This is a genomic window from Streptococcus sp. ZY19097 (assembly GCF_040731245.1).
Classification (GTDB): Bacteria; Bacillota; Bacilli; order Lactobacillales; family Streptococcaceae; genus Streptococcus; species Streptococcus orisratti.
In genome coordinates, this window is sequence record NZ_CP160400.1 from 1,393,890 (window position 1) to 1,412,914 (window position 19,025).

Below are 19,025 nucleotides of genomic sequence, written 5' to 3' on the forward strand. Positions count from 1 at the left end.
TTTTAATTTTTTCCATTATAACGGACTTTATAGACTTTATATGGGAAATCACCTTTTGTGATTATTTAACCACTTCTTCCTTGTAGTCACACTTTTCGCTACTACAAATGACTTGTTTTCCACCGCCACGAATTTTCTTCTCAACGAGAAAATCACCAGATTTAGGACAAGAACGACCAACTGGTAAATCCCACGATGTAAATTCACATTCAGGATAGCGGTCACAGCCATAAAAAATACGATTGCGTTTTGTTTTACGTTCAATAACTTGACCTTTTCCACAAATCGGGCAGGTCACGCCAATTTCTTTGGTAATGGCTTTGGTATTGTGGCAATCAGGGAAGTTGCTACAAGCATAGAATTTCCCATAGCGACCGAGTTTAATAACCATAGGATGACCACAGACATCGCAGTCAAAACCGGCTGGCTCGTCTTTAATCTGGATTTTTTCAATCTCAGTTTCAGCCTTCTCCAATTCGTTTTGGAAAGGCTTATAAAATTCGTCAATGACCTTTTGCCACTGCTCTTTCCCAACTTCAACTTGGTCAAGTTTATCTTCCATTTCGGCAGTGAACTTAACATTAACAATATCAGGGAAAAACTCAACAATTAGGCTATTAACAATTTCACCAAGCTCTGTCGGTTCAAATCGCTTAGCGGCTAATTTAACATAATAACGGCGTTGAATGACATCAAGCGTTGGGGCATAGGTTGACGGACGACCAACGCCGTTTTCTTCCAAGGTCTTAATAAGAGTGGCCTCAGAATAGCGTGCAGGTGGCTGCGTGAAATGCTGTTCTGGTTGAGTATTAAGTTTCTTAACAGTGTCGCCTTCAACCATATCAGGAAGCATCTTATTTTTGTCAGAATCATTATAGACAGCCAGATAGCCATCAAATTTGACTTGACTACCATTGGCAACGAAAACAACACTATTTTGCTCCAAATTAACCTTCATGGTGTCAAAGACAGCAGCAGTCATCTGACTGGCTATGAAACGATTCCAAATTAAGGTATATAGCTTGATTTGGTCTTTATCAAGATACTTAGCAATAGTCTCTGGTGTCTGATTAACATTTGACGGACGAATAGCTTCATGGGCATCTTGAGCGCCAGAAGCGTTTTTAATACGACTGCCGTGCTTAGAATACTTCTCACCAAAACGTTGACTGATAAACTGGGCAGCATCATTTTGCGCCACAGGGCTGATACGGGTTGAATCTGTACGCATATAGGTTATCAGACCTTGCGTGCCGTTTGGTCCGAGGCTAATTCCCTCATACAATTGCTGCGCGACCATCATGGTTTTACGGGTGCGGAAGTTGATTTTATTGGCGGCATCTTGTTGGAGTGATGAGGTTGTGTAAGGCAAAGGAGCATTTCTGCGACGCTCCTTCTTTTCAACTTTTGAAACAAGAAAATCATCAGAAGTGATTTGTGTCAACACTTTTTGGACATCTTCATTGGTTTCAAGCTTCATCTTCTTACCATTCATACCATAAAAGGCTGCTTGAAATTTTTTAGTTCCTTTTTTGAAAGAACCGTCGATTGTCCAGTATTCTTCTGGTTTGAAAGCTTTAATTTCATTTTCACGGTCAATAATCAACTTGAGGGCAACAGACTGCACACGCCCCGCAGAAAGTCCCTTTTTTACCTTCTTCCAAAGAATTGGCGAAATGGAGTATCCCACAATGCGATCAAGCACGCGGCGTGCCTGTTGAGCATCTACCAAATCCATATCAATTGCACGGGGTTCAACAAAGGCATTTTTGACTGCATCCTTGGTGATTTCATTGAAGACAACACGATTTTTATCATGTTCATCAAGCCCTAGAATGTGGGCTAAATGCCAAGAGATAGCTTCTCCTTCACGGTCCGGGTCACTAGCTAAATACACTTTTTTGGCATTTTTAGCTTCTTTTTTGAGGGAATTAATCAAAGGCCCTTTACCGCGAATGTTAATGTACTGCGGTTCATAATTATTTTCAAAATCAATCGACATGGTTGACTTTTTCAAGTCACGAATATGTCCAACTGAGGCTACAACTTTGTAGTTGCGACCAAGATATTTTTCAATCGTTTTAGCCTTGGCAGGTGATTCCACAATGACCAAGTTCTTTTGTGGCGCTTTTTTCTTTGCCTTTTTTGTACTTGTTTTAGTTTTGGTTTTGCTAGCTGTCGCTGTTACCATGAAAATCGATACCAAGAGCCATTTGCTACCTCAACGGGAGCTTGGCTCCATTCCTTCTCTTATGTAGTAAAACTTCTAACATAATACCCCGCTTTTAGCAAACTGTCAACAAAAAACTTTCTCCTATAGGAGAAAGCTAATCATAATTGATATTCAGAAACAATATCAAATCCTGTCGTGACGCACTTTGCGCCCTCTTGAATAAGATGGTGACAACCATCAGACCTTCCATCTAAAATATTTCCTGGAATGGCAAAAATATCTCTTCCTTCTTCAAGGGCACGCTCGCAGGTGATAAGACTCCCTGAACGCATTTTAGCCTCAGCAACGATAATACCTTGGGCAAGTCCGGCAATGATACGATTGCGTTCAGGAAAATGGAATTTCAACGGCTGCTCACCGCAAGCGTATTCTGTCAATAGTAAGTGATTTTTCGCGATATAATCCTGCAATTTTGCATTTTCTTTGGGATAGTAAACATCGAGTCCTGTTCCAATAACGGCAATAGTCGTTCCGCCATTTTTTAAACTAGCAACATGGGCACTGGTATCAATACCACGCGCTAGACCAGATACAATCACAAACTGATTGCCCAGCTCTTTGATGACCTTCTGAACCGACTTCGTTCCTATATCAGAGCAATTTCTAGAGCCGACGACTGCTAATTTGGGCTTGGTCAGCAGTTCCAGATTTCCTTGGTAAAATAGCAGAACTGGCGGATTATAAATTTCTTTAAGTTCTAGGGGATATTCTTGGTCTAGTATTGAAATACTAGGATATCTATTAAACTCTTCTCGCAGAGTTTTACTGTCTAGGTGCTTGTAAGACTCCATGAAAAGAATTGGGTTTTTACACTTTGACACAACAGCCATGTCGCGTAGTGATAAGGATTTACCAACACGTGCCTGATAATCCAAAATGTTAATAATATTAAGATTAGTCAATCCAGCTTTTTTCAATTTATACAGTTCAAAATTATTCATGCTTGTTCCTCCACTTTGATTATTCGAAAAAGCTCTGCAAAAATAGCAGAGCTTGAATGAGATTTTAAAGTGTTTTAATAATTTTAGCTGGATTCCCTGCTATGACAACATTGTCTCCAAAAGATTTAGTCACTACTGCTCCTGCTCCGACAACAACATTATCGCCTAGTGTTACTCCAGGTAAAATAGTTGCACCGCCACCAAGCCAAACATTATTACCAATAGTGATTGGAGCGCCATATTCCAGACCAGAGATACGCTCTATAGCGTCAAGCGGGTGAAGTGGGGTCAATAGTTGACAATTCGGTCCTAGCATTGCATTGTCACCAATACGAATCTCACAAACATCAAGAAAAGTACAATTAAAATTGGCATAGAAATTTTCTCCCACATGAATATTGGTTCCGTAGTCACATGCCAAACGTGGTTCGATTAGAAGATTAGCACCGGTTGTACCAAACCAGTTTTTTATGATTTCCTTTCGCTTATCGCGGTCTGCTTCCTTGTTAAAATCTTCCATTTTCTCACGTGCTATTATGCGAGCAGTTTTCAACTCGACATCACTGGGATCATAAAGCTGGCCTGCCAGCATTTTTTCACGTTCTGTTGTCATTTTTACCTCCATATTGTCATTGAATAAGATGTGTCAGGATTGTCCCGATGATAAACACAAAAGTTAGTACACCAAGTATAGTCATATGCCATTTTTTAGTATAGACAAGATAACCAACGAACTCACGAATGAAAGCATTTAAACTAAAATAAAATTTTGTTTTAGCACCGTAACCAATACATTTAATTCCCAGTTGTCGTGCTATAAGTAAGGCGCGAAAAACATGATAGTAATTGGTAACAAGAGCGAATTGACTTCCGTTTGTCATGAGATTGCGGGAAAATTTTATATTTTCTTTTGTATTAGTCGATTTATTCTCAAGAATAATATCGTCTGCTGCTACTCCTTTTACGAGAGCATAGTTAGTCATTGCTTGAGCCTCGGAGATGACTTCATCTGGCCCCTGACCTCCTGACATAATCAGTTTACTTCCTGGATTTTTATGATAAATAGCAATGCCTCTATCAATACGTGACGCTAGAAGTGGTGTAACCTGTTCACCAATTAAGCCAGCCCCCAGAACAACAACATAATCTAGTTTGGGTGGTAAAATGTTGATTAAATTAACAAAACTAGAACTAGTATAAAGTATACTAAGTCCCACAAGATAAGCCACTAAAATCCCTAGATAGAAAAAGAAATAGTTGAGAACGGGGATGGAGGATAAATACTTCGTGATAAAAGGAAAAATAAAGCTATAAAAGGTGATAGCAAGAGCCAAACCAAGGGACAAAAAGTTTTGAAAACGAACCCCTTCACTTTTTAGAAGTTTAAAACCATTATAATAAAGAGCGCATAAAAAGAAAAAGGGGCCAAGCATAAGACAAAGTAAAAAGGTTGCGAAAATAGCGATTCCTAGCAAGCGCAAAATATCATTCGTTTCTAATATACGAGCAGAAAGAATCCATATCCCTAACCAAATAAACAGATTAACAACCAAAAGCGCTATAAAAATAGAGCGTCGTTCTTTAAAATAAGCAAGAACAAAAAATCCCAGTGACAGCAAGAAAAGTAGAAAAAATGGCCACATGATTAGTCATTTCCTCCTAGGATAGATTTTATTGGCTCGAAGGTTCTACGATGAATTGGAGTTACACCGAGATTATGAAGTCCTGAGAGGTGGTCTTTTGTCCCATAACCTGCATTTTGAGCAAAAGCATAGCCCGGGTATTGCTTATCATAAGCTGTCATCATACGGTCACGTGTAACCTTGGCAACGATAGAAGCTGCCGCGATAGATAGAGAAGTGGCATCTCCCTTGATGATAGATTGCTGAGGAATCGCTAAGTCTAACTTCATGGCATCGATCAACAAATAATCTGGTTTTTTCTTTAACTTTCCGACTGCTTCTATCATAGCTAATTTGGTCGCTTCATAGATATTAACACAATCGATGACATCGTTTGATTGCACTCCAACACCTACCGCCAGAGCCTCTTTCATAACCTGTTCATAAATGGCTTCATGTTTAGACTTAGGGATTTTTTTGGAATCATTAAGACCCTTGATTTTACAATATTTTGGCAAAATAACGCAGGCCGCTACCACTGGTCCTGCTAGTGGGCCTCTACCAACTTCATCAATACCAGCAATCTGATTGAAGCCTTGTGAATACAAATCTTTTTCGTAGCGTAGCATATTTTCCAAACGCAAATCTTCGTCCCAATCAGCCTGAATGGCTTTTTTACGCTGTCTGATAGCCGTTTGAACCCCTGCACGGCTATCTGCTTCAAAGCCAGCCCAAGCTGGATCAGAAAGCGTTGTGAGGTCTTCTAGCTGGTTCTTGATTTCCTTAATCGTTGCCATCTGTTTCTCCGACAATATCAAGCGTGTAGCGCCCAAGTTTACCATCACGTACATCTTTGACAAAAAGATTATAAAAACGATCGTAGTCGTCACGAAAACCAAGTTTCTGAGTCATAGTCATGATGATTTCAGGTGCTTCTTCGTCAAGATTAATCCCTTTATAACGTTCGAGCAGACGATCGGCATAATGCTGCTTGAAATAGTTTATGCCAAAAATGGTTACCTCATCCATCGGTAAGAGTTGGTCTTTAATAGCACCAGTAAGCGCAAGTTTTAGTCCTACAACTTCATCTTCAAATTTGGGCCAAAGTATCCCTGGAGTATCTAAAATTTCCAAATCCTTGTTAGATTTGAGCCATTGTTGACCTTTGGTAACGCCTGGTTTGTTACCGACAACAGCAATTTTCTTTCCTGCTAGACGGTTCATCAGGGTAGATTTACCAGCATTTGGAATGCCAATAATCATTGTTCGCAGAGTTTCTTTTTGGATACCGCGTTCACGAAGTTTAGCAATTTTATCTGCCATGAGTTCCTTTGCTGCATCAGTCACTTTTTTTACCGCAGATTGTTCTTTTGAGTTAATTGCCAATGTTTTTATCCCTTGATTCTCAAAAAAGCTACGCCATTGTGTCGTACGAATGCTATCAGCAAGGTCTGCCTTGTTTAAAATCATAAGCTTAGGCTTATCACCAACAATCTTGGTTAACATGGGGTTTTGGCTGGATAAGGGCAGGCGGGCATCAACCAAAATGGTCACGAAATCAACATGCTTGATGTTTTCCTGCACCTGTCGGCGCGCCTTGGACATATGGCCTGGATACCACTGAATAATTGCCATGTCATTAAAATCCTTTCCTCGCAAGGATCTGAGACCCTTGGTTTTCAATTTTTCATTTAGGCACCACATAGGCACCAAACTTAGATTACTAACTTGTTGCTTTTTCTATTTTTTCACTAAGGTTAATAATATCAAATTACTTACTATTATCCTTCGTTTGTCTAGGATAATGTTAATTGTAATGTATCTGACTATGTATGATAATTTAAGTCAAAAGTTTAACTTGGTTAGATACTATTATATCATCTTTTTCTTCTTTTTACCGTCCTTTGTTTTCAGTTCACAAGTTCTTCAAATCCTTCTAACGGATATTCGATTTGTCTTATTTTACTGTTAGACTTGCCGTTTACTTTCAGTTGTCCTTTAGTCTATCTTTTCTAATTTTGGCGACTGAAGAAATTTCGCGTTCTGATTTCCTACTTCAAATAACCCACTGAATCCATTGGAAGTGACTTTGATGTATTTGAGAATGGTGTGCTGCCAGTAAATAGTCTTCAAACTTATCATCGTTACCCTTATTACTCGATAGAAACCGACAAAAAATCCCTTATCCAAAGATAAGGGATTGAGGGGGCACGTTTCCATGAGATGAAAAGGTTCACACAAATCATCAAGGTCCGCTCCTGCGTTTATGACCTCCCCTGCGCAAATATGGTCTTACGACCAAATTCGGCTCATCGCATACGAGAATTATAACAAAAACTCAGCTATTTTACAAGAGCGGTGCAATGGTTTTTACCACATGGCCAAGAACTTTCTGAACAAATGGTGTCTTTACCAAAATTTCAGGAGTTACTTTTTGACATTTAGCTAATGTGTCAATGTAATCTTTGTAGATGTCATCAATCGCATCTACTTTGTAAAGGTAGGTTGCACATTCAAAATGGTGGTATAGGCTGCGATAATCAAGGTTAATTGTTCCAACGACAGCCTTGGCATGATCGCTGACAAAAACTTTGGCATGGATAAAACCGGGTGTGTAAAAATAAATACTAACCCCAGATTTCATCAAAGGAGACAAGTAAGTTTTAGCTAGGGCGTATGGTATTGCCTTGTCTGGGATTCCTGGCATGATTAGACGGACATCTACACCACGTTCGGCAGCAAAACGAATAGCGTGTTCCATTTCGCTGTCCAGAATTAAGTAAGGAGACATGATGTAAACGTATTCCTTGGCATGATTGAGAATGTCAATATAGACATTTTCGCCAATCTTGTCTGTATCAAGAGGAGAGTCTCCATAGGGAATAACATAACCTTTGCTTTCGATGAAGGAGGTATCATGGGAAGTAAGGTAAGGCTCCACAACCATTTCCTTGTCGGTGATTGACCACATTTGCAAAAACAAGATGAGGAAGCTATCAGTAGCAGGACCTTCTAGCATCAAAGCTGTATCTTTCCAGTGTCCAAAACGATCAATTTCATTAATATACTCATCAGCAAGATTAACGCCACCTGTAAAGGAAACTTGGCCATCAATTACAATAATCTTGCGGTGATCCCGATAGTTATAATAAGTTGATATGAAAGGAGAAATAGGTGAGAATGCTTTAGCGCGGATACCGATTTTTTCAAGCCGCTTCGTGTAATCTGTTGAAAGTGTAGAGAGTTCATTCATCCCATCATATAGGACACGTACCTCCACTCCTTCTCTGACCTTCTCTTCTAAAATGCTGAGAACTTCTCCCCACATACGACCCTCTGCAATAATAAAAAACTCTAGAAAAATGTATTTTTGAGCTTTTCTCAATTGTTTTTTCAATTCCTCGAAAAAATCCTCTCCAGATGGAAAGTAAGTCACTTTGGTATTGTTATATACAGGAAAATTACCTCGGCTATATTGCAGATATTGAACAAGATGGTAAGTTGTGGATGTATCATCTTTCAGTACTTCCAAGATTTGTTCGTCATCTTTTAGATATGGTTCACTTTCATCAACTAAATGATTAAAGCGTTGCTTTAACCCTTGGTAACCCCAATCTAATTTGGTATAAATAAGAAATAACGATCCTAATAAGGGCACAACCATCACCAAGATTAACCAAGTCACGCGAGATAGAGCGTCCATTTCACTATTAACCAAATACAACACCACGGCCACGGCTAGAAGTCGTTCAATTCCTTCCCACCAAAGTTGATATTGATCCAGCCAAGCAAATGAAGCCATAAGAAAAAGAATTTGTAGTATGATGAACAAAGCAATGATTGTCGTTCTACTGAAAATACCACGCAAAAAACCTTGACGACTTTTATCTAAAAGCTTTAAAACTTTGATTTTATGACTGATAAAAACACCTCCTAAACTACTTTTTGTTATTATATCACATTTAACAGATGGATGAAAAATCCTAAAGTAATTTAATCATGTAAAAAGTTGATACTCAATAAAAAACGTCCACGGTCAACTGACTAAAAGAAACTTGACAAAAGATTAGATGTTTAGAAAAGTATAACTGTCATTCTCTTTCTTTCAATACGATATTGACAGATGACCCTATCCCTTTTCCAATCGCTTGTTGAATATCCTTTCGAATTCCAACAATATAACAAACCTTATCATTATCATCTTTAACACCCATATTAACTATGGAGCCCTCGTAGGGATACCCATCAAAAGTGACATATACCTTTACTCTACCTTTACCAAATTCTTCTCGAATATCAAAAGGAAAGATGGTGTAAGCTCCACCGTGGTTTGATGGATAAATTTTTGAAGTGTAGCGATAACTCTTATTATTCATAAAATTATAGTACCATAAAAAGCCGACCAAAGTCGGCTTTAAACTTATCAATTCCAAAAAATATTTTAGAAGAGTCCAATTGCTGTTCCGTCCTCAGCAACGTCCATGTTAAGCGCAGCTGGTTTTTTAGGTAAACCAGGCATAGTCATGACATCACCTGTTAAGGCGACGATGAAGCCTGCGCCAGTTTTTGGTACGAATTCACGGATTGTGATATCAAAGTCTTCTGGTGCTCCAAGAAGCGCTTGGTTATCAGAAAAGCTATATTGTGTTTTAGCCATACAAACGGGTAATTTATCCCAGCCAAACTGAGCGAATTGTTTGAGTTGTATTTTAGCTTTTGGTCCAAAAACAACCGATTTTCCACCGTAAATTTCAGTGACAATCTTTTGGATTTTTTCTTCTAGGGTATCGTCATCTGAGTAGAGGCGCTTGTAATCTACACCGCCATTTTCAACAGCATTAACAACAGCATTGGCAAGAGCAATACCGCCATCAGCACCATTTGCCCAAACGCTAGCGAGTTCTACAGGAACGTCAATTTCAGCACAAAGTTCTTTGAGTACAGCAATTTCAGCTTCCGTATCTGCAACAAACTCGTTGATAGCGACAACTGCTGGAATACCAAATTTACGAATATTTTCAACGTGACGTTTAAGATTAGCAAATCCAGCACGAACCGCTTCAACATTTTCTTCGCCAAGGTCTGTTTTAGCTACGCCGCCATGCATTTTAAGGGCGCGAATTGTGGCAACAATAACAACAGCGTCTGGTGTTGTTGGAAGATTTGGTGTTTTGATATCAAGGAATTTTTCAGCACCAAGGTCAGCACCAAATCCAGCTTCTGTAATTGTATAATCAGCTAAGCGAAGTGCTGTTGCTGTTGCAAGAACTGAGTTACAACCGTGTGCAATATTAGCAAATGGGCCACCGTGGACTAGAGCGGGTGTACCATAAATCGTTTGTACCAAATTAGGTTTAATAGCATCTTTAAGAATTAGTGTCAGAGCACCCTCTACTTTCAAATCACGAACATAAACTGGTGTACGGTCATAGCGATAAGCAACCACAATATTTGCCAAACGTTCTTTCAAATCGTTGATATCGGTTGCTAAGCACAAGATTGCCATGATTTCTGAAGCTACTGTAATGTCAAAGCCATCTTCACGTGGAATACCGTTAACTGGGCTACCAAGACCAATTGTAACATGACGAAGGGCGCGGTCATTGAGGTCAACAACGCGTTTCCAAATAATACGACGTTGGTCAATACCAAGTTCGTTTCCTTGATGAAGGTGGTTATCGATAATTGCTGAAAGAGCATTGTTTGCAGTTGTAATGGCGTGCATATCACCCGTAAAGTGAAGGTTAATATCTTCCATTGGAAGAACTTGGGCGTAACCACCTCCTGCTGCTCCACCTTTAATTCCCATAACAGGACCAAGAGATGGTTCCCGAAGAGCAATCATTGTTTTTTTGCCGATTTTATTTAAAGCATCAGCCAGTCCGATTGACATAGTTGACTTTCCTTCACCAGCAGGTGTTGGGTTAATCGCTGTCACAAGAATCAATTTACCTGGTTTGTTTTCTTGAACAGATTTGATTTTATCGAAAGACAATTTGGCTTTGTATTTTCCATAAAGTTCAATATCATCAAATGTAATACCGACTTTTTCGACAATTTCGGTAATTGGTTTGAGTTCGACACTTTGTGCAATTTCGATATCAGATTTCATGGGCTCTCCTACGTTATAAAGATACTCGGCTTTCTAAGCCTGATTAAAGTGATGATTTCATTATAGCATATCTTTTAAAATAACGCATGTTTTTTAACTTTTTAATCAATATTGTTCGTTTTTTGTTTCTCATTTAGTTTTTTTAGGTAAAAACAAGTGAGTTCTGTACACGGTAACTAACTAAGAATAAGATAGTCTCTGTCAAAAGTTTTGCAATGACCAAACCAATTCCTATACCAACCATAGCTTTAATCATGAAATAGTTGCAAGTCATGATGACCAATACCAGCATAAAATAGCGAACCACTGATTTAAAAAGCGGACTAGTTCGATTGAAAACAACTTTAGCGTTAAGTAAACATTGTGTACTTGAACTAATAACACGCGCCAAAATAACAGAGAGTAAAAGATTATGCGTCAAGGCAACTAAGGCAAACAAAGCAAGAGCATCAATAATCGCTGATAACATTGCCGCCCCTGAAAATTTTAAGAAAGGGCTGTAAATGCGAATTGAATCTCGAATAGGCCTGAAATGAGAACTTTTATTATTTTCAAGATAAACCGTTTCTATAGGAACTTCACGAATGAAGTGCCCACTTTGTTTTGCCTCTAAAAGCATATTGAATTCATATTCAAACCGCTCTCCTCTCAGTTTTAGCAACCAAGGAATGAGATCAGTGGATAAACCGCGAAGCCCTGTCTGTGTATCCGAAACTTTTTGTCCTGTCACTATGGAAAATAGCAGAGCAGTCATACGATTTCCAAAACGGCTGCGAGCAGGAACCTTTCCAACAAAAGCACGCGCCCCAAGCACAATATAATTTGGATTTTGCTTGATAGTCTTAGCAACACTAATGATGTCTTTAATAAGATGCTGACCATCACTGTCAACAGTAATCATGACATCTTGGCTTTTATTAACTTTTGCAATATAGCTAAATGCTGTTTTTAAAGCCGCTCCTTTTCCACGATTTTCCGAATGTTCTAGAACTGTTGCCCCTAACCTTTGGCTATCGTCATAAAAATTTTGATATAAAGGGCTACTTCCATCATTTATTAGAATGATGTGAGCTTGAGGAAGTTGATTCTTAATGTCTGCTACGACTTTCACAAGTCGCTGATCGGGTTCATAGGCTGGAATAATAATATACATAGACCAACCTCCTTTCATGTGATACTCTTCAAAAACCAAAACGATCTAAACTTAGGCCATCAGCGTATTAATAACTTTAGATTTTCATCGCACTTGATCTTCATCAGGTAGCATCCTAAATGAAACTTTTCTTATGACTTCACCTTATTCTCAATGTAGATAATAATCAAACTGTTTAAAGTTGAAAATGAAGCGAACCGCATCCATAAAGGTTTGAGCTCAATTACAATGGATATGAGTTCGCCCTATCTTGGACCAAATCCTCCTTGGCCTCCGCCACCCCCACCAGGGCCGTCAGCAACAATTTCAGTTTGATTTTCGCCATTAACTATTACAGTTCCACCTGTATAAGACACTGTACCGTCAAAGTCAAATGCAAATTGGGCAGTAATGTTTATATTGCCTCCTGTTACTGTCAGATTACCATTTGAATCAACCGCATCTGTATCTCCAGAAGACATTTCAATAGTGATGTCACCACCATTGATTGTGACAAAGATTTCATCTGATGAAGCTGAGGCATTGGCAGCATTGATACCATCATCAGTGGCATATAAGTCAATCTTTCCATCGTTAATGGTTACTGATTTCCCTTCAATTCCTTCAGTAGATTCCTTGATGGTATAGGTGCCACTATCGATCACTAGATTTCCTGAAGCGTGAATGGCATCATCTCCCGCTGTGATTGTCATTGTATTATCGGCAAGATACATATTTCCAACGCTTGTATCCTCATCATTATCCACTTTGACAGCATCCTCTTTAGCATCAATTGTCATTGTCGCATTAGCGATATTTAATTCATCATTTACATTGAAGGCATCTCCCACCGAAGTGATGTTATAAGTACCGCCAGTGATATGAAGAGTATCATTTGCCTTGATTCCATTATTCGTCTTTCCATTAACATTAAGTGTTCCAGACCCATTGATAGTTAAATCAACCTTAGAAAAGAGAGCAGCATCGGCATCTTCATCTGTATTTGAAGAGGAGTCAGACAAAGTATTGGTGCTACCATCAGCCAAGGTTACATAGACATGACCTGCCTGAGTAGCAGAAATTGCTGCGCTGGTTGAACTCATTGTTACACCATTCAAAACAATATGTACATCATCTTCAGAGCCTGCTGCAATTTGTATTTGTACACCATCTGATTCACCTGAAATAACATAAGTTCCAGCTTTAGAAATGGTAACTGTAGAACCGCTAACTGCTACTCCGTCACCAGATACCTTAGCCGATGAACCATTTAATGTAATTTTTGAAGCTGTGCTTTCATCATAGGATGTCTCATAATCAGCACTGGTAAAATGATCAGAGCTACTCGATGTCTGTTTTGTTGATGTCGTCGTTGCCGAAGCACTGGTTGATGTTTTTGTTGATGGTGTTCCAGAATTTGTCGTTGTTGAACATGCCGCAAGCAGAGTAAGCGATGTTGCACATAGTAGTAAGTAGTTGAGTGTTGACTTTTTCTTAATTGTCATACGATTCCTCCGTTCTTTTATCTACTCTTATCATACGGACCATGTCTGAAAGATTCCTGAAAGTTTTCTTGTAGAAACCTTAAACCATAAAAATTAAAACTCTTTTTAAGAATCCATCAAGAAAACTTTCCTATACTTGGTTCATCACTTAACAATCAGATGATTGAGATGTGCAATTATACCTAAGGAGGCCTCTATGGCAAAACAATTAGAAACTAAATTTAAACGCATTGAAACTAAGTATATTTTAACCAAAGATGAACGAGACGCTATCATCTCTGACCTTAAAGAATATATGGTTGAAGATGATTACCCAACATCTTCTATTATGACAATCTACTTTGATAATGAAAATTTTGATATGATAAAAGATGCCATCGCTAAGAAAAATATGCGTGAAAAAGTTCGTATGCGCACTTATAATCCCAATCCGCAGTTAGATAGCCAGGTTTTTTTAGAAATTAAGAAAAAAGATAGTAACGGAGTAGGCCATAAGTTTCGTCTGGTGTCTGAACCCGATGCTATTAATCAACTCATCACGGATGGAGCTGTAGATTCTCGTATCACCGACCATGCACTTATTGAAGAAATTCAAGAGTTGCGGCAACGATACTCTAATTTGAAACCACGCATGTTAATTTGCTACGATCGTCTTTCCTTTAAGGAAAAGCATACCATAAAAGGACATTCAGCAAGTAATATCCGTTTGACAATTGACCAAAATCTAACCTATAGAGATAGAAATGTCAGTCTCTTTGATGGGAAAGCGGGTTATCCTTTATTGGATAATAACCATGTCATTATGGAAATCAAAGCACCAGGACACCAACCTCATTGGTTGAAAGAAATTTTAGACAAACACGCCATTACGGCTGAAAAATTTTCGAAGTATAGCAATGCCTATCGCAAATCACAAGGCATCCTCTCGGTTTAAGGAGGTGGTAAGATGACCTCGACCTTATTTAATAGTGTTTTTACCAATTCGACAACAACTGTGGATGCTGGAATGCTATTGATAGCCTTACTTTGCAGTCTTCTTCTCGGAGCTTGCTTAGCTTGGGTTTACAAATATCGTACCTTCTATACCAGAGAATTCGTGATTACACTCACTATTTTACCCAGTCTAATAGCGCTTATCATCTTCCTTGTCAATGGAAACCTTGGGACTGGAGTTGCTGTGGCTGGAGCATTCACTTTGATACGTTTCCGTTCAGCCACAAGTGGCTCTCGAGAATTGCTGGCAATTTTCCTATCTATGATTATAGGAATTGCCTCGGGAATGGGATATTTGTTCTTAGCCATCACGACAACTCTCCTTCTTCTCCTAGTCTGGTTCATTTTAGAAAACCTAAAAATAATTTCAGAAAGTCAAACTAGACGTCACCTAACACTAACCGTTAATAATAATCAATTGATTGAAACTCAAATTGAAGACTTGCTTTCAAAGTCTTGTACAACTTGTGAGCTAGTATCTATCAACAGTCAGTCGTCAGGAGGACGCTTAAAATTCGTTTATGAAATTGACTTAAAACCTTCTATAACAGATTTCCAATTTATACAAAATTGTTCCTCACATCTTGATAATCCCGATATTGTATTAACTCGAAAGGGCAAAAAGAAGAAAAACCTATAAGAGGGTAAAAATGAAAACTTGCTAGTCAGAAACTGATTCGTTAATATTGGAGAACTTGACATTATAACAGACTATCAAATATGGACTACTGCTCGTCTCACAGCTAAAACAACACAAACACAATAAGAATAAGCTAGACATTTTTGTCTAAGCTTATTTATTTTACATAAATCATTTTATGTAAACATTTGTGCTAAATAGGCACTCTTTCGTCTTTTATAATTTTATGTTGCGCTAAAAATTTTAATCTCCTAGCGTAATTACTAATGTAGTAGAAATTGTTGCTTAACAGTGGTTATCTCCTTCTCAAGAAAAAGAATCGCAGTCAGTAGTGAGTAAAAAACAGGTTCTAATGTGAACCTGTCCAAATCTTGTAGTTTATTTTGTTTTTGCAAAACCCGTTAGAAGGCTTACAGCGAGAAATCCTACTGCCACATACCAATAAGGCATATCAACAGTTGTTGTTCGTCCTGAGACTTCCACAATTCCTTTAATTAAACAAGCGCTAACTATCACAGCGATGGCTGAATTAAAAAGTAAGAGAGACGCCCGTGTTTTAATCCAACTAAGATTGAAACCTGATAAAAAAGAAATAACAGCAGCAACTAACGGTGCTATAAACATGCCTCTCATGTAGAGTGATGATTCTCCAAAGCTGAATTTTTCATAAACAATCGTAAAAATGATTAAGAATATAGTCAAACCAAAGTAAATCAGACTAGCTTTTCCAAATGTTTTTTTAGTAACCGATGTAAACAATATCACTCACCGCCCTTTCTGAAATCCTATTACCATTTGTCGTTGGTTTATTAACTACCTGACCGTTAAAATACATGGTAGATGATCCACCACCGTCGAGGTTGTATGCCGTTGTCACACCATATGAAGTCATCAGCTCTGCCATTTCATAAAGTGTCAGACCCGAAGACTCACTTGTCCGCCCATCTGAAACAATCACAATGTAGTGAAGACTGCCATCGTCAGTTTCGATTATACCAATAGCTGTACGCGGATTATCAGTCATGGCCTGACCGACTTCTTCTGATTCAGAAACTGCAATTTTTCCATTATCTACTAGAGTAGGACCGAAAGCGAAGGTATTAACAACACCAGAATCAAGTAATTCTTGCGTAGTGGTATCATTTTCATTGAAGGTTTCAAAATGCCCATCCGAATAGATAGCTAAATCATCGTAATCGCTTTGACGCGATGTACTCCTATAAATGACACCATTTTTGATGACATACCCAGTCTCATTGGCACCATAGTAATCGCCATTGATTGCAAAAATGGCATTATTTTCTGATGCAATATTTGAGGTGGTCTCAGTAATGTTGGTTCCAAAGGTATTTTGGGCTAAAGCTGTTTTCAAATAGTCTGCACTAGAAAGCGTAATATCAGCCACATAATAGGTCGTATCACTGGTTTGTCCCGTTGTAATTGTCACGGAAATATTGTCGTCCTGATAAGAAGTATCACTCTGCGTCACTTGACCAGTTGAACTAGACGCCGTACTACTTACTGAACTAGTTGACGAGGATGTGGTAGCTGTTACTGTTGAAATGGCTGAAGGGAGTACAAAGACCTTAAGTAGCGAATAGGTATTCGCCCCTAACAAGATTGTAGAAAATAGGATAGCGTAACCATGCCGCTTTAGAAATCTCATAATATGTCAATCCTTTCGATTTAAGTTGCAACTATTCTACCTAACTCAACTGAACTTTTCCTAAAAAATCCCTCAAAGAAACCTTAAACTTCCTCTAGATATTGTTACCCTGATTTGATGTGCTTCGGTTTTATATTACATTTAATGACACAAAATATTTTCATGTTTAAGGATAAGTTTGAAAATCTCCAAATAGTTGCTTTCGGAAGCGTTTTTTTGTAAAATACAACTATGAAAATTTTGATTACTTCAGGTGGCACAACAGAAAAAATTGATGCTGTTCGTGGAATCACCAACCATTCAACTGGCACTTTAGGAAAATATATTGCTGAACTTTTTTTAAATAATGGGCATGAGGTAAGTCTGGTGACTACAAAATCTGCTGTTAAACCAGCGGAAAATCCAAATTTGAAAGTATATATTGTGGATAACGTTGCTACTCTCATGGATACTTTAAAACCACTTGTCAAAACACATCAGGTACTCATTCATAGCATGGCTGTCTCTGATTATACGCCTGTTTACATGACAGATCTTTACGAAGTAGAGAGATCTGACAACATCGCTCAGCTATTAACCAAAAAAAATACTGAAAATAAGATTTCTTCAAAATCTGACTATCAAGTGCTGTTCCTTAAAAAAACGCCTAAACTTATCAGTCTTGTAAAAGATTGGAATCCCCTGATTCAATTAATTGGCTTCAAACTTTTAGTCGGAGTGACAAAAGAAGAATTACTTAACGTTGCCCGCGAAAGCCTACAAAAAAATAAAGCCAGTTATATTCTGGCAAATGATTTGACAGAAATTACTCCTAATCAACACCATGCTTTTCTGTTGTCTGAACAAAATGTTGAGGAAGTTTGGACTAAGGAAGCTATTGCAAAACTACTCTACAAAAAGGTAACAACAGATGACTAAGACAATATTATTAGCTGTATCAGGCTCAATATCGGCCTATAAAGCAGCAGACTTAACCAATCAACTAACCAAATTGGGATATGATGTTCATGTCCTAATGACTGAGGCAGCCACAAAGTTTATCACACCACTGACACTGCAAGTCTTATCAAAAAATCCCGTTCACTTAGATGTCATGACAGAAGATAAGCCACAAATTATCAATCATATAGAACTAGCAAAACAGGCAGATTTATTTTTGCTTGCCCCTGCTTCTGCTAACACGATAGCTCATCTAGCGTATGGTTTTGCTGACAATATGGTTACCGCGACTGCTCTTGCTCTTCCAACAAAGACACCTAAGCTTATAGCACCTGCAATGAATACGAAAATGTATGCTAATCCTATAACGCAAAACAATTTAAAACAATTACATGAGGTAGGTTATCAGGAAATTGTTCCTCGCTCTAGTCGATTAGCATGTGGCGATGTTGGACGAGGTGCATTAGCTGATTTAACAACTATTTTAAAGGCGGTACAAGCTATTTTATAACTAGTCATAGTTATTTTCTATATGAAAAGCACTTGTCAAGACACCTATAAAATCATATAATATAAACCAGTTAATCTAAAAGGTTAACAAAAGAAATAGGAGAAAACTATGAAATCTAAAAAATCATCTAACGTGGCAACTATTGCCATCTTTTTTGCTGTCATGTTGGTCATCCATTTCTTGACTAGCATGATTTTTAATCTTTGGCCAGTGCCTATTAAACCAACATTGATCCATATTCCTGTCATAGTTGCTTCCATTATCTATGGCCCGCGTATCGGAGCAATTCTCGGTGGGCTTATGGGAATTATCAGTGTAGTGACTAACACCGTTGTTCTACTTCCAACCAGCTATCTCTTTTCACCTTTTGTTGAAAATGGGACAATAGCTTCGCTGATTATCGCCATGGTGCCTCGTATTCTTATCGGAGTCACACCGTATTTCATCTATAAATGGCTGCGCAATAAAGTAGGTTTGACTCTGGCTGGTGCAGTTGGGTCAATGACAAACACCCTTTTTGTACTTGGTGGTATTTTCATTCTCTTTTCAAGTGTTTACAATGGCGATATAAAAGCTCTTCTAGCTGTTGTTTTTGGTGCTAATGCCCTTATTGAAATGATTATTTCGGCAATCATCACACTAGTGTTGGTTCCAAGTTTACTGAAAATTAAAAAATAATTTATGAAAATCACGGAAAAGCGTGATTTTTTTCTTACATAATGGTATAATGA

18 protein-coding genes are annotated in these 19,025 nt (G+C 38.3%); 5 read left to right on the forward strand and 13 right to left on the reverse strand.

Translation table 11 applies throughout. The features are described from left to right. Positions 1 to 61: 61 nt before the first annotated feature. From topA to ABZ559_RS07160, 11 genes are all read right to left on the reverse strand, one after another. Positions 62 to 2,191: a type I DNA topoisomerase gene (topA, locus tag ABZ559_RS07110; RefSeq protein WP_367005695.1), complete on the reverse strand. Its 2,130-nt coding sequence runs from the start codon at positions 2,189 to 2,191 to the stop codon at positions 62 to 64. A gap of 140 nt (positions 2,192 to 2,331) precedes the next feature. Next, complete coding sequence (gene dprA / locus ABZ559_RS07115; protein ID WP_367005696.1) at positions 2,332 to 3,174, reverse strand: DNA-processing protein DprA; 843 nt, start codon at positions 3,172 to 3,174, stop codon at positions 2,332 to 2,334. 64 nt (positions 3,175 to 3,238) lie between these two features. Continuing rightward, the gene (locus ABZ559_RS07120; RefSeq protein WP_018375539.1) at positions 3,239 to 3,787 is read right to left on the reverse strand and encodes a sugar O-acetyltransferase; all 549 of its coding nucleotides are present in this window, start codon (positions 3,785 to 3,787) and stop codon (positions 3,239 to 3,241) included. Positions 3,788 to 3,803: 16 nt separating this feature from the next. After that, entirely contained in the window at positions 3,804 to 4,817 is a 1,014-nt protein-coding gene (locus ABZ559_RS07125; protein WP_367005697.1) for a YdcF family protein, read from the reverse strand. 2 nt (positions 4,818 to 4,819) lie between these two features. Further along, complete coding sequence (locus ABZ559_RS07130; protein WP_367005698.1) at positions 4,820 to 5,593, reverse strand: ribonuclease HII; 774 nt, start codon at positions 5,591 to 5,593, stop codon at positions 4,820 to 4,822. Then, positions 5,580 to 6,431 (reverse strand): ribosome biogenesis GTPase YlqF, encoded by an 852-nt coding sequence (ylqF, locus tag ABZ559_RS07135; RefSeq protein WP_018375542.1) that lies wholly within the window; start codon positions 6,429 to 6,431, stop codon positions 5,580 to 5,582. The genes ABZ559_RS07130 and ylqF overlap by 14 nt, the downstream gene beginning before the upstream one ends. A 712-nt stretch (positions 6,432 to 7,143) precedes the next feature. Then, a complete protein-coding gene (cls, locus tag ABZ559_RS07140) occupies positions 7,144 to 8,748 on the reverse strand; it encodes a cardiolipin synthase (protein WP_367007640.1) in 1,605 nt (534 codons plus the stop codon). A 139-nt stretch (positions 8,749 to 8,887) separates the two neighbouring features. Beyond that, on the reverse strand, positions 8,888 to 9,172 hold the full coding sequence (locus ABZ559_RS07145; protein WP_273402981.1) for a DUF1905 domain-containing protein: 285 nt from the start codon (positions 9,170 to 9,172) through the stop codon (positions 8,888 to 8,890). Between the two features lie 65 nt (positions 9,173 to 9,237). Then, entirely contained in the window at positions 9,238 to 10,908 is a 1,671-nt protein-coding gene (locus tag ABZ559_RS07150) for a formate--tetrahydrofolate ligase (protein ID WP_367005699.1), read from the reverse strand. A gap of 142 nt (positions 10,909 to 11,050) precedes the next feature. Further along, complete coding sequence (locus ABZ559_RS07155; RefSeq protein WP_367005701.1) at positions 11,051 to 12,061, reverse strand: glycosyltransferase family 2 protein; 1,011 nt, start codon at positions 12,059 to 12,061, stop codon at positions 11,051 to 11,053. Between the two features lie 245 nt (positions 12,062 to 12,306). Continuing rightward, entirely contained in the window at positions 12,307 to 13,545 is a 1,239-nt protein-coding gene (locus ABZ559_RS07160; protein WP_367005703.1) for a carbohydrate-binding domain-containing protein, read from the reverse strand. Positions 13,546 to 13,741: 196 nt separating this feature from the next. Between ABZ559_RS07160 and ABZ559_RS07165 the strand changes: the two genes are divergently transcribed. Together ABZ559_RS07165 and ABZ559_RS07170 are read left to right on the forward strand one after the other, a co-directional pair. After that, positions 13,742 to 14,479, forward strand: coding sequence for a polyphosphate polymerase domain-containing protein (locus ABZ559_RS07165; RefSeq protein ID WP_367005704.1), 738 nt, complete (start codon positions 13,742 to 13,744; stop codon positions 14,477 to 14,479). A gap of 12 nt (positions 14,480 to 14,491) precedes the next feature. Continuing rightward, entirely contained in the window at positions 14,492 to 15,178 is a 687-nt protein-coding gene (locus ABZ559_RS07170; protein ID WP_367005705.1) for a DUF4956 domain-containing protein, read from the forward strand. Positions 15,179 to 15,556: 378 nt separating this feature from the next. On the opposite strand, the gene ABZ559_RS07175 is transcribed toward ABZ559_RS07170, so the two are convergent. Both ABZ559_RS07175 and ABZ559_RS07180 read right to left on the reverse strand, forming a co-directional pair. Next, positions 15,557 to 15,937 carry a hypothetical protein gene (locus ABZ559_RS07175; protein WP_018375550.1) on the reverse strand — a complete coding sequence of 127 codons (381 nt, stop codon included), beginning with the start codon at positions 15,935 to 15,937 and terminating at the stop codon, positions 15,557 to 15,559. Continuing rightward, entirely contained in the window at positions 15,918 to 16,844 is a 927-nt protein-coding gene (locus tag ABZ559_RS07180; RefSeq protein ID WP_367005707.1) for a phosphodiester glycosidase family protein, read from the reverse strand. The genes ABZ559_RS07175 and ABZ559_RS07180 overlap by 20 nt, the downstream gene beginning before the upstream one ends. A gap of 231 nt (positions 16,845 to 17,075) precedes the next feature. Between ABZ559_RS07180 and ABZ559_RS07185 the strand changes: the two genes are divergently transcribed. The 3 genes from ABZ559_RS07185 to ABZ559_RS07195 all read left to right on the forward strand — a co-directional run bounded on the left by ABZ559_RS07185 (position 17,076) and on the right by ABZ559_RS07195 (position 18,972). Beyond that, a complete protein-coding gene (locus ABZ559_RS07185) occupies positions 17,076 to 17,762 on the forward strand; it encodes a phosphopantothenate--cysteine ligase (RefSeq protein WP_367005709.1) in 687 nt (228 codons plus the stop codon). Further along, positions 17,755 to 18,294, forward strand: a complete 540-nt coding sequence (coaC, locus tag ABZ559_RS07190; RefSeq protein ID WP_367005711.1) for a phosphopantothenoylcysteine decarboxylase — start codon at positions 17,755 to 17,757, stop codon at positions 18,292 to 18,294. The genes ABZ559_RS07185 and coaC overlap by 8 nt, the downstream gene beginning before the upstream one ends. Positions 18,295 to 18,402: 108 nt before the next feature. Beyond that, positions 18,403 to 18,972, forward strand: a complete 570-nt coding sequence (locus ABZ559_RS07195) for an ECF transporter S component (RefSeq protein ID WP_018375554.1) — start codon at positions 18,403 to 18,405, stop codon at positions 18,970 to 18,972. Positions 18,973 to 19,025 lie beyond the last annotated feature (53 nt).

What these genes read in the sequence shown, in the direction of transcription:
- topA (WP_367005695.1), bottom strand. Translation starts at nt 2,191, where the DNA reads ATGGTAACAGCGACAGCTAGCAAAACCAAAACTAAAACAAGTACAAAA.
- dprA (WP_367005696.1), bottom strand. Translation starts at nt 3,174, where the DNA reads ATGAATAATTTTGAACTGTATAAATTGAAAAAAGCTGGATTGACTAAT.
- ABZ559_RS07120 (WP_018375539.1), bottom strand. Translation starts at nt 3,787, where the DNA reads ATGACAACAGAACGTGAAAAAATGCTGGCAGGCCAGCTTTATGATCCC.
- ABZ559_RS07125 (WP_367005697.1), bottom strand. Translation starts at nt 4,817, where the DNA reads ATGTGGCCATTTTTTCTACTTTTCTTGCTGTCACTGGGATTTTTTGTT.
- ABZ559_RS07130 (WP_367005698.1), bottom strand. Translation starts at nt 5,593, where the DNA reads ATGGCAACGATTAAGGAAATCAAGAACCAGCTAGAAGACCTCACAACG.
- ylqF (WP_018375542.1), bottom strand. Translation starts at nt 6,431, where the DNA reads ATGGCAATTATTCAGTGGTATCCAGGCCATATGTCCAAGGCGCGCCGA.
- ABZ559_RS07145 (WP_273402981.1), bottom strand. Translation starts at nt 9,172, where the DNA reads ATGAATAATAAGAGTTATCGCTACACTTCAAAAATTTATCCATCAAAC.
- ABZ559_RS07150 (WP_367005699.1), bottom strand. Translation starts at nt 10,908, where the DNA reads ATGAAATCTGATATCGAAATTGCACAAAGTGTCGAACTCAAACCAATT.
- ABZ559_RS07155 (WP_367005701.1), bottom strand. Translation starts at nt 12,061, where the DNA reads ATGTATATTATTATTCCAGCCTATGAACCCGATCAGCGACTTGTGAAA.
- ABZ559_RS07160 (WP_367005703.1), bottom strand. Translation starts at nt 13,545, where the DNA reads ATGACAATTAAGAAAAAGTCAACACTCAACTACTTACTACTATGTGCA.
- ABZ559_RS07165 (WP_367005704.1), top strand. Translation starts at nt 13,742, where the DNA reads ATGGCAAAACAATTAGAAACTAAATTTAAACGCATTGAAACTAAGTAT.
- ABZ559_RS07170 (WP_367005705.1), top strand. Translation starts at nt 14,492, where the DNA reads ATGACCTCGACCTTATTTAATAGTGTTTTTACCAATTCGACAACAACT.
- ABZ559_RS07180 (WP_367005707.1), bottom strand. Translation starts at nt 16,844, where the DNA reads ATGAGATTTCTAAAGCGGCATGGTTACGCTATCCTATTTTCTACAATC.
- ABZ559_RS07185 (WP_367005709.1), top strand. Translation starts at nt 17,076, where the DNA reads ATGAAAATTTTGATTACTTCAGGTGGCACAACAGAAAAAATTGATGCT.
- coaC (WP_367005711.1), top strand. Translation starts at nt 17,755, where the DNA reads ATGACTAAGACAATATTATTAGCTGTATCAGGCTCAATATCGGCCTAT.
- ABZ559_RS07195 (WP_018375554.1), top strand. Translation starts at nt 18,403, where the DNA reads ATGAAATCTAAAAAATCATCTAACGTGGCAACTATTGCCATCTTTTTT.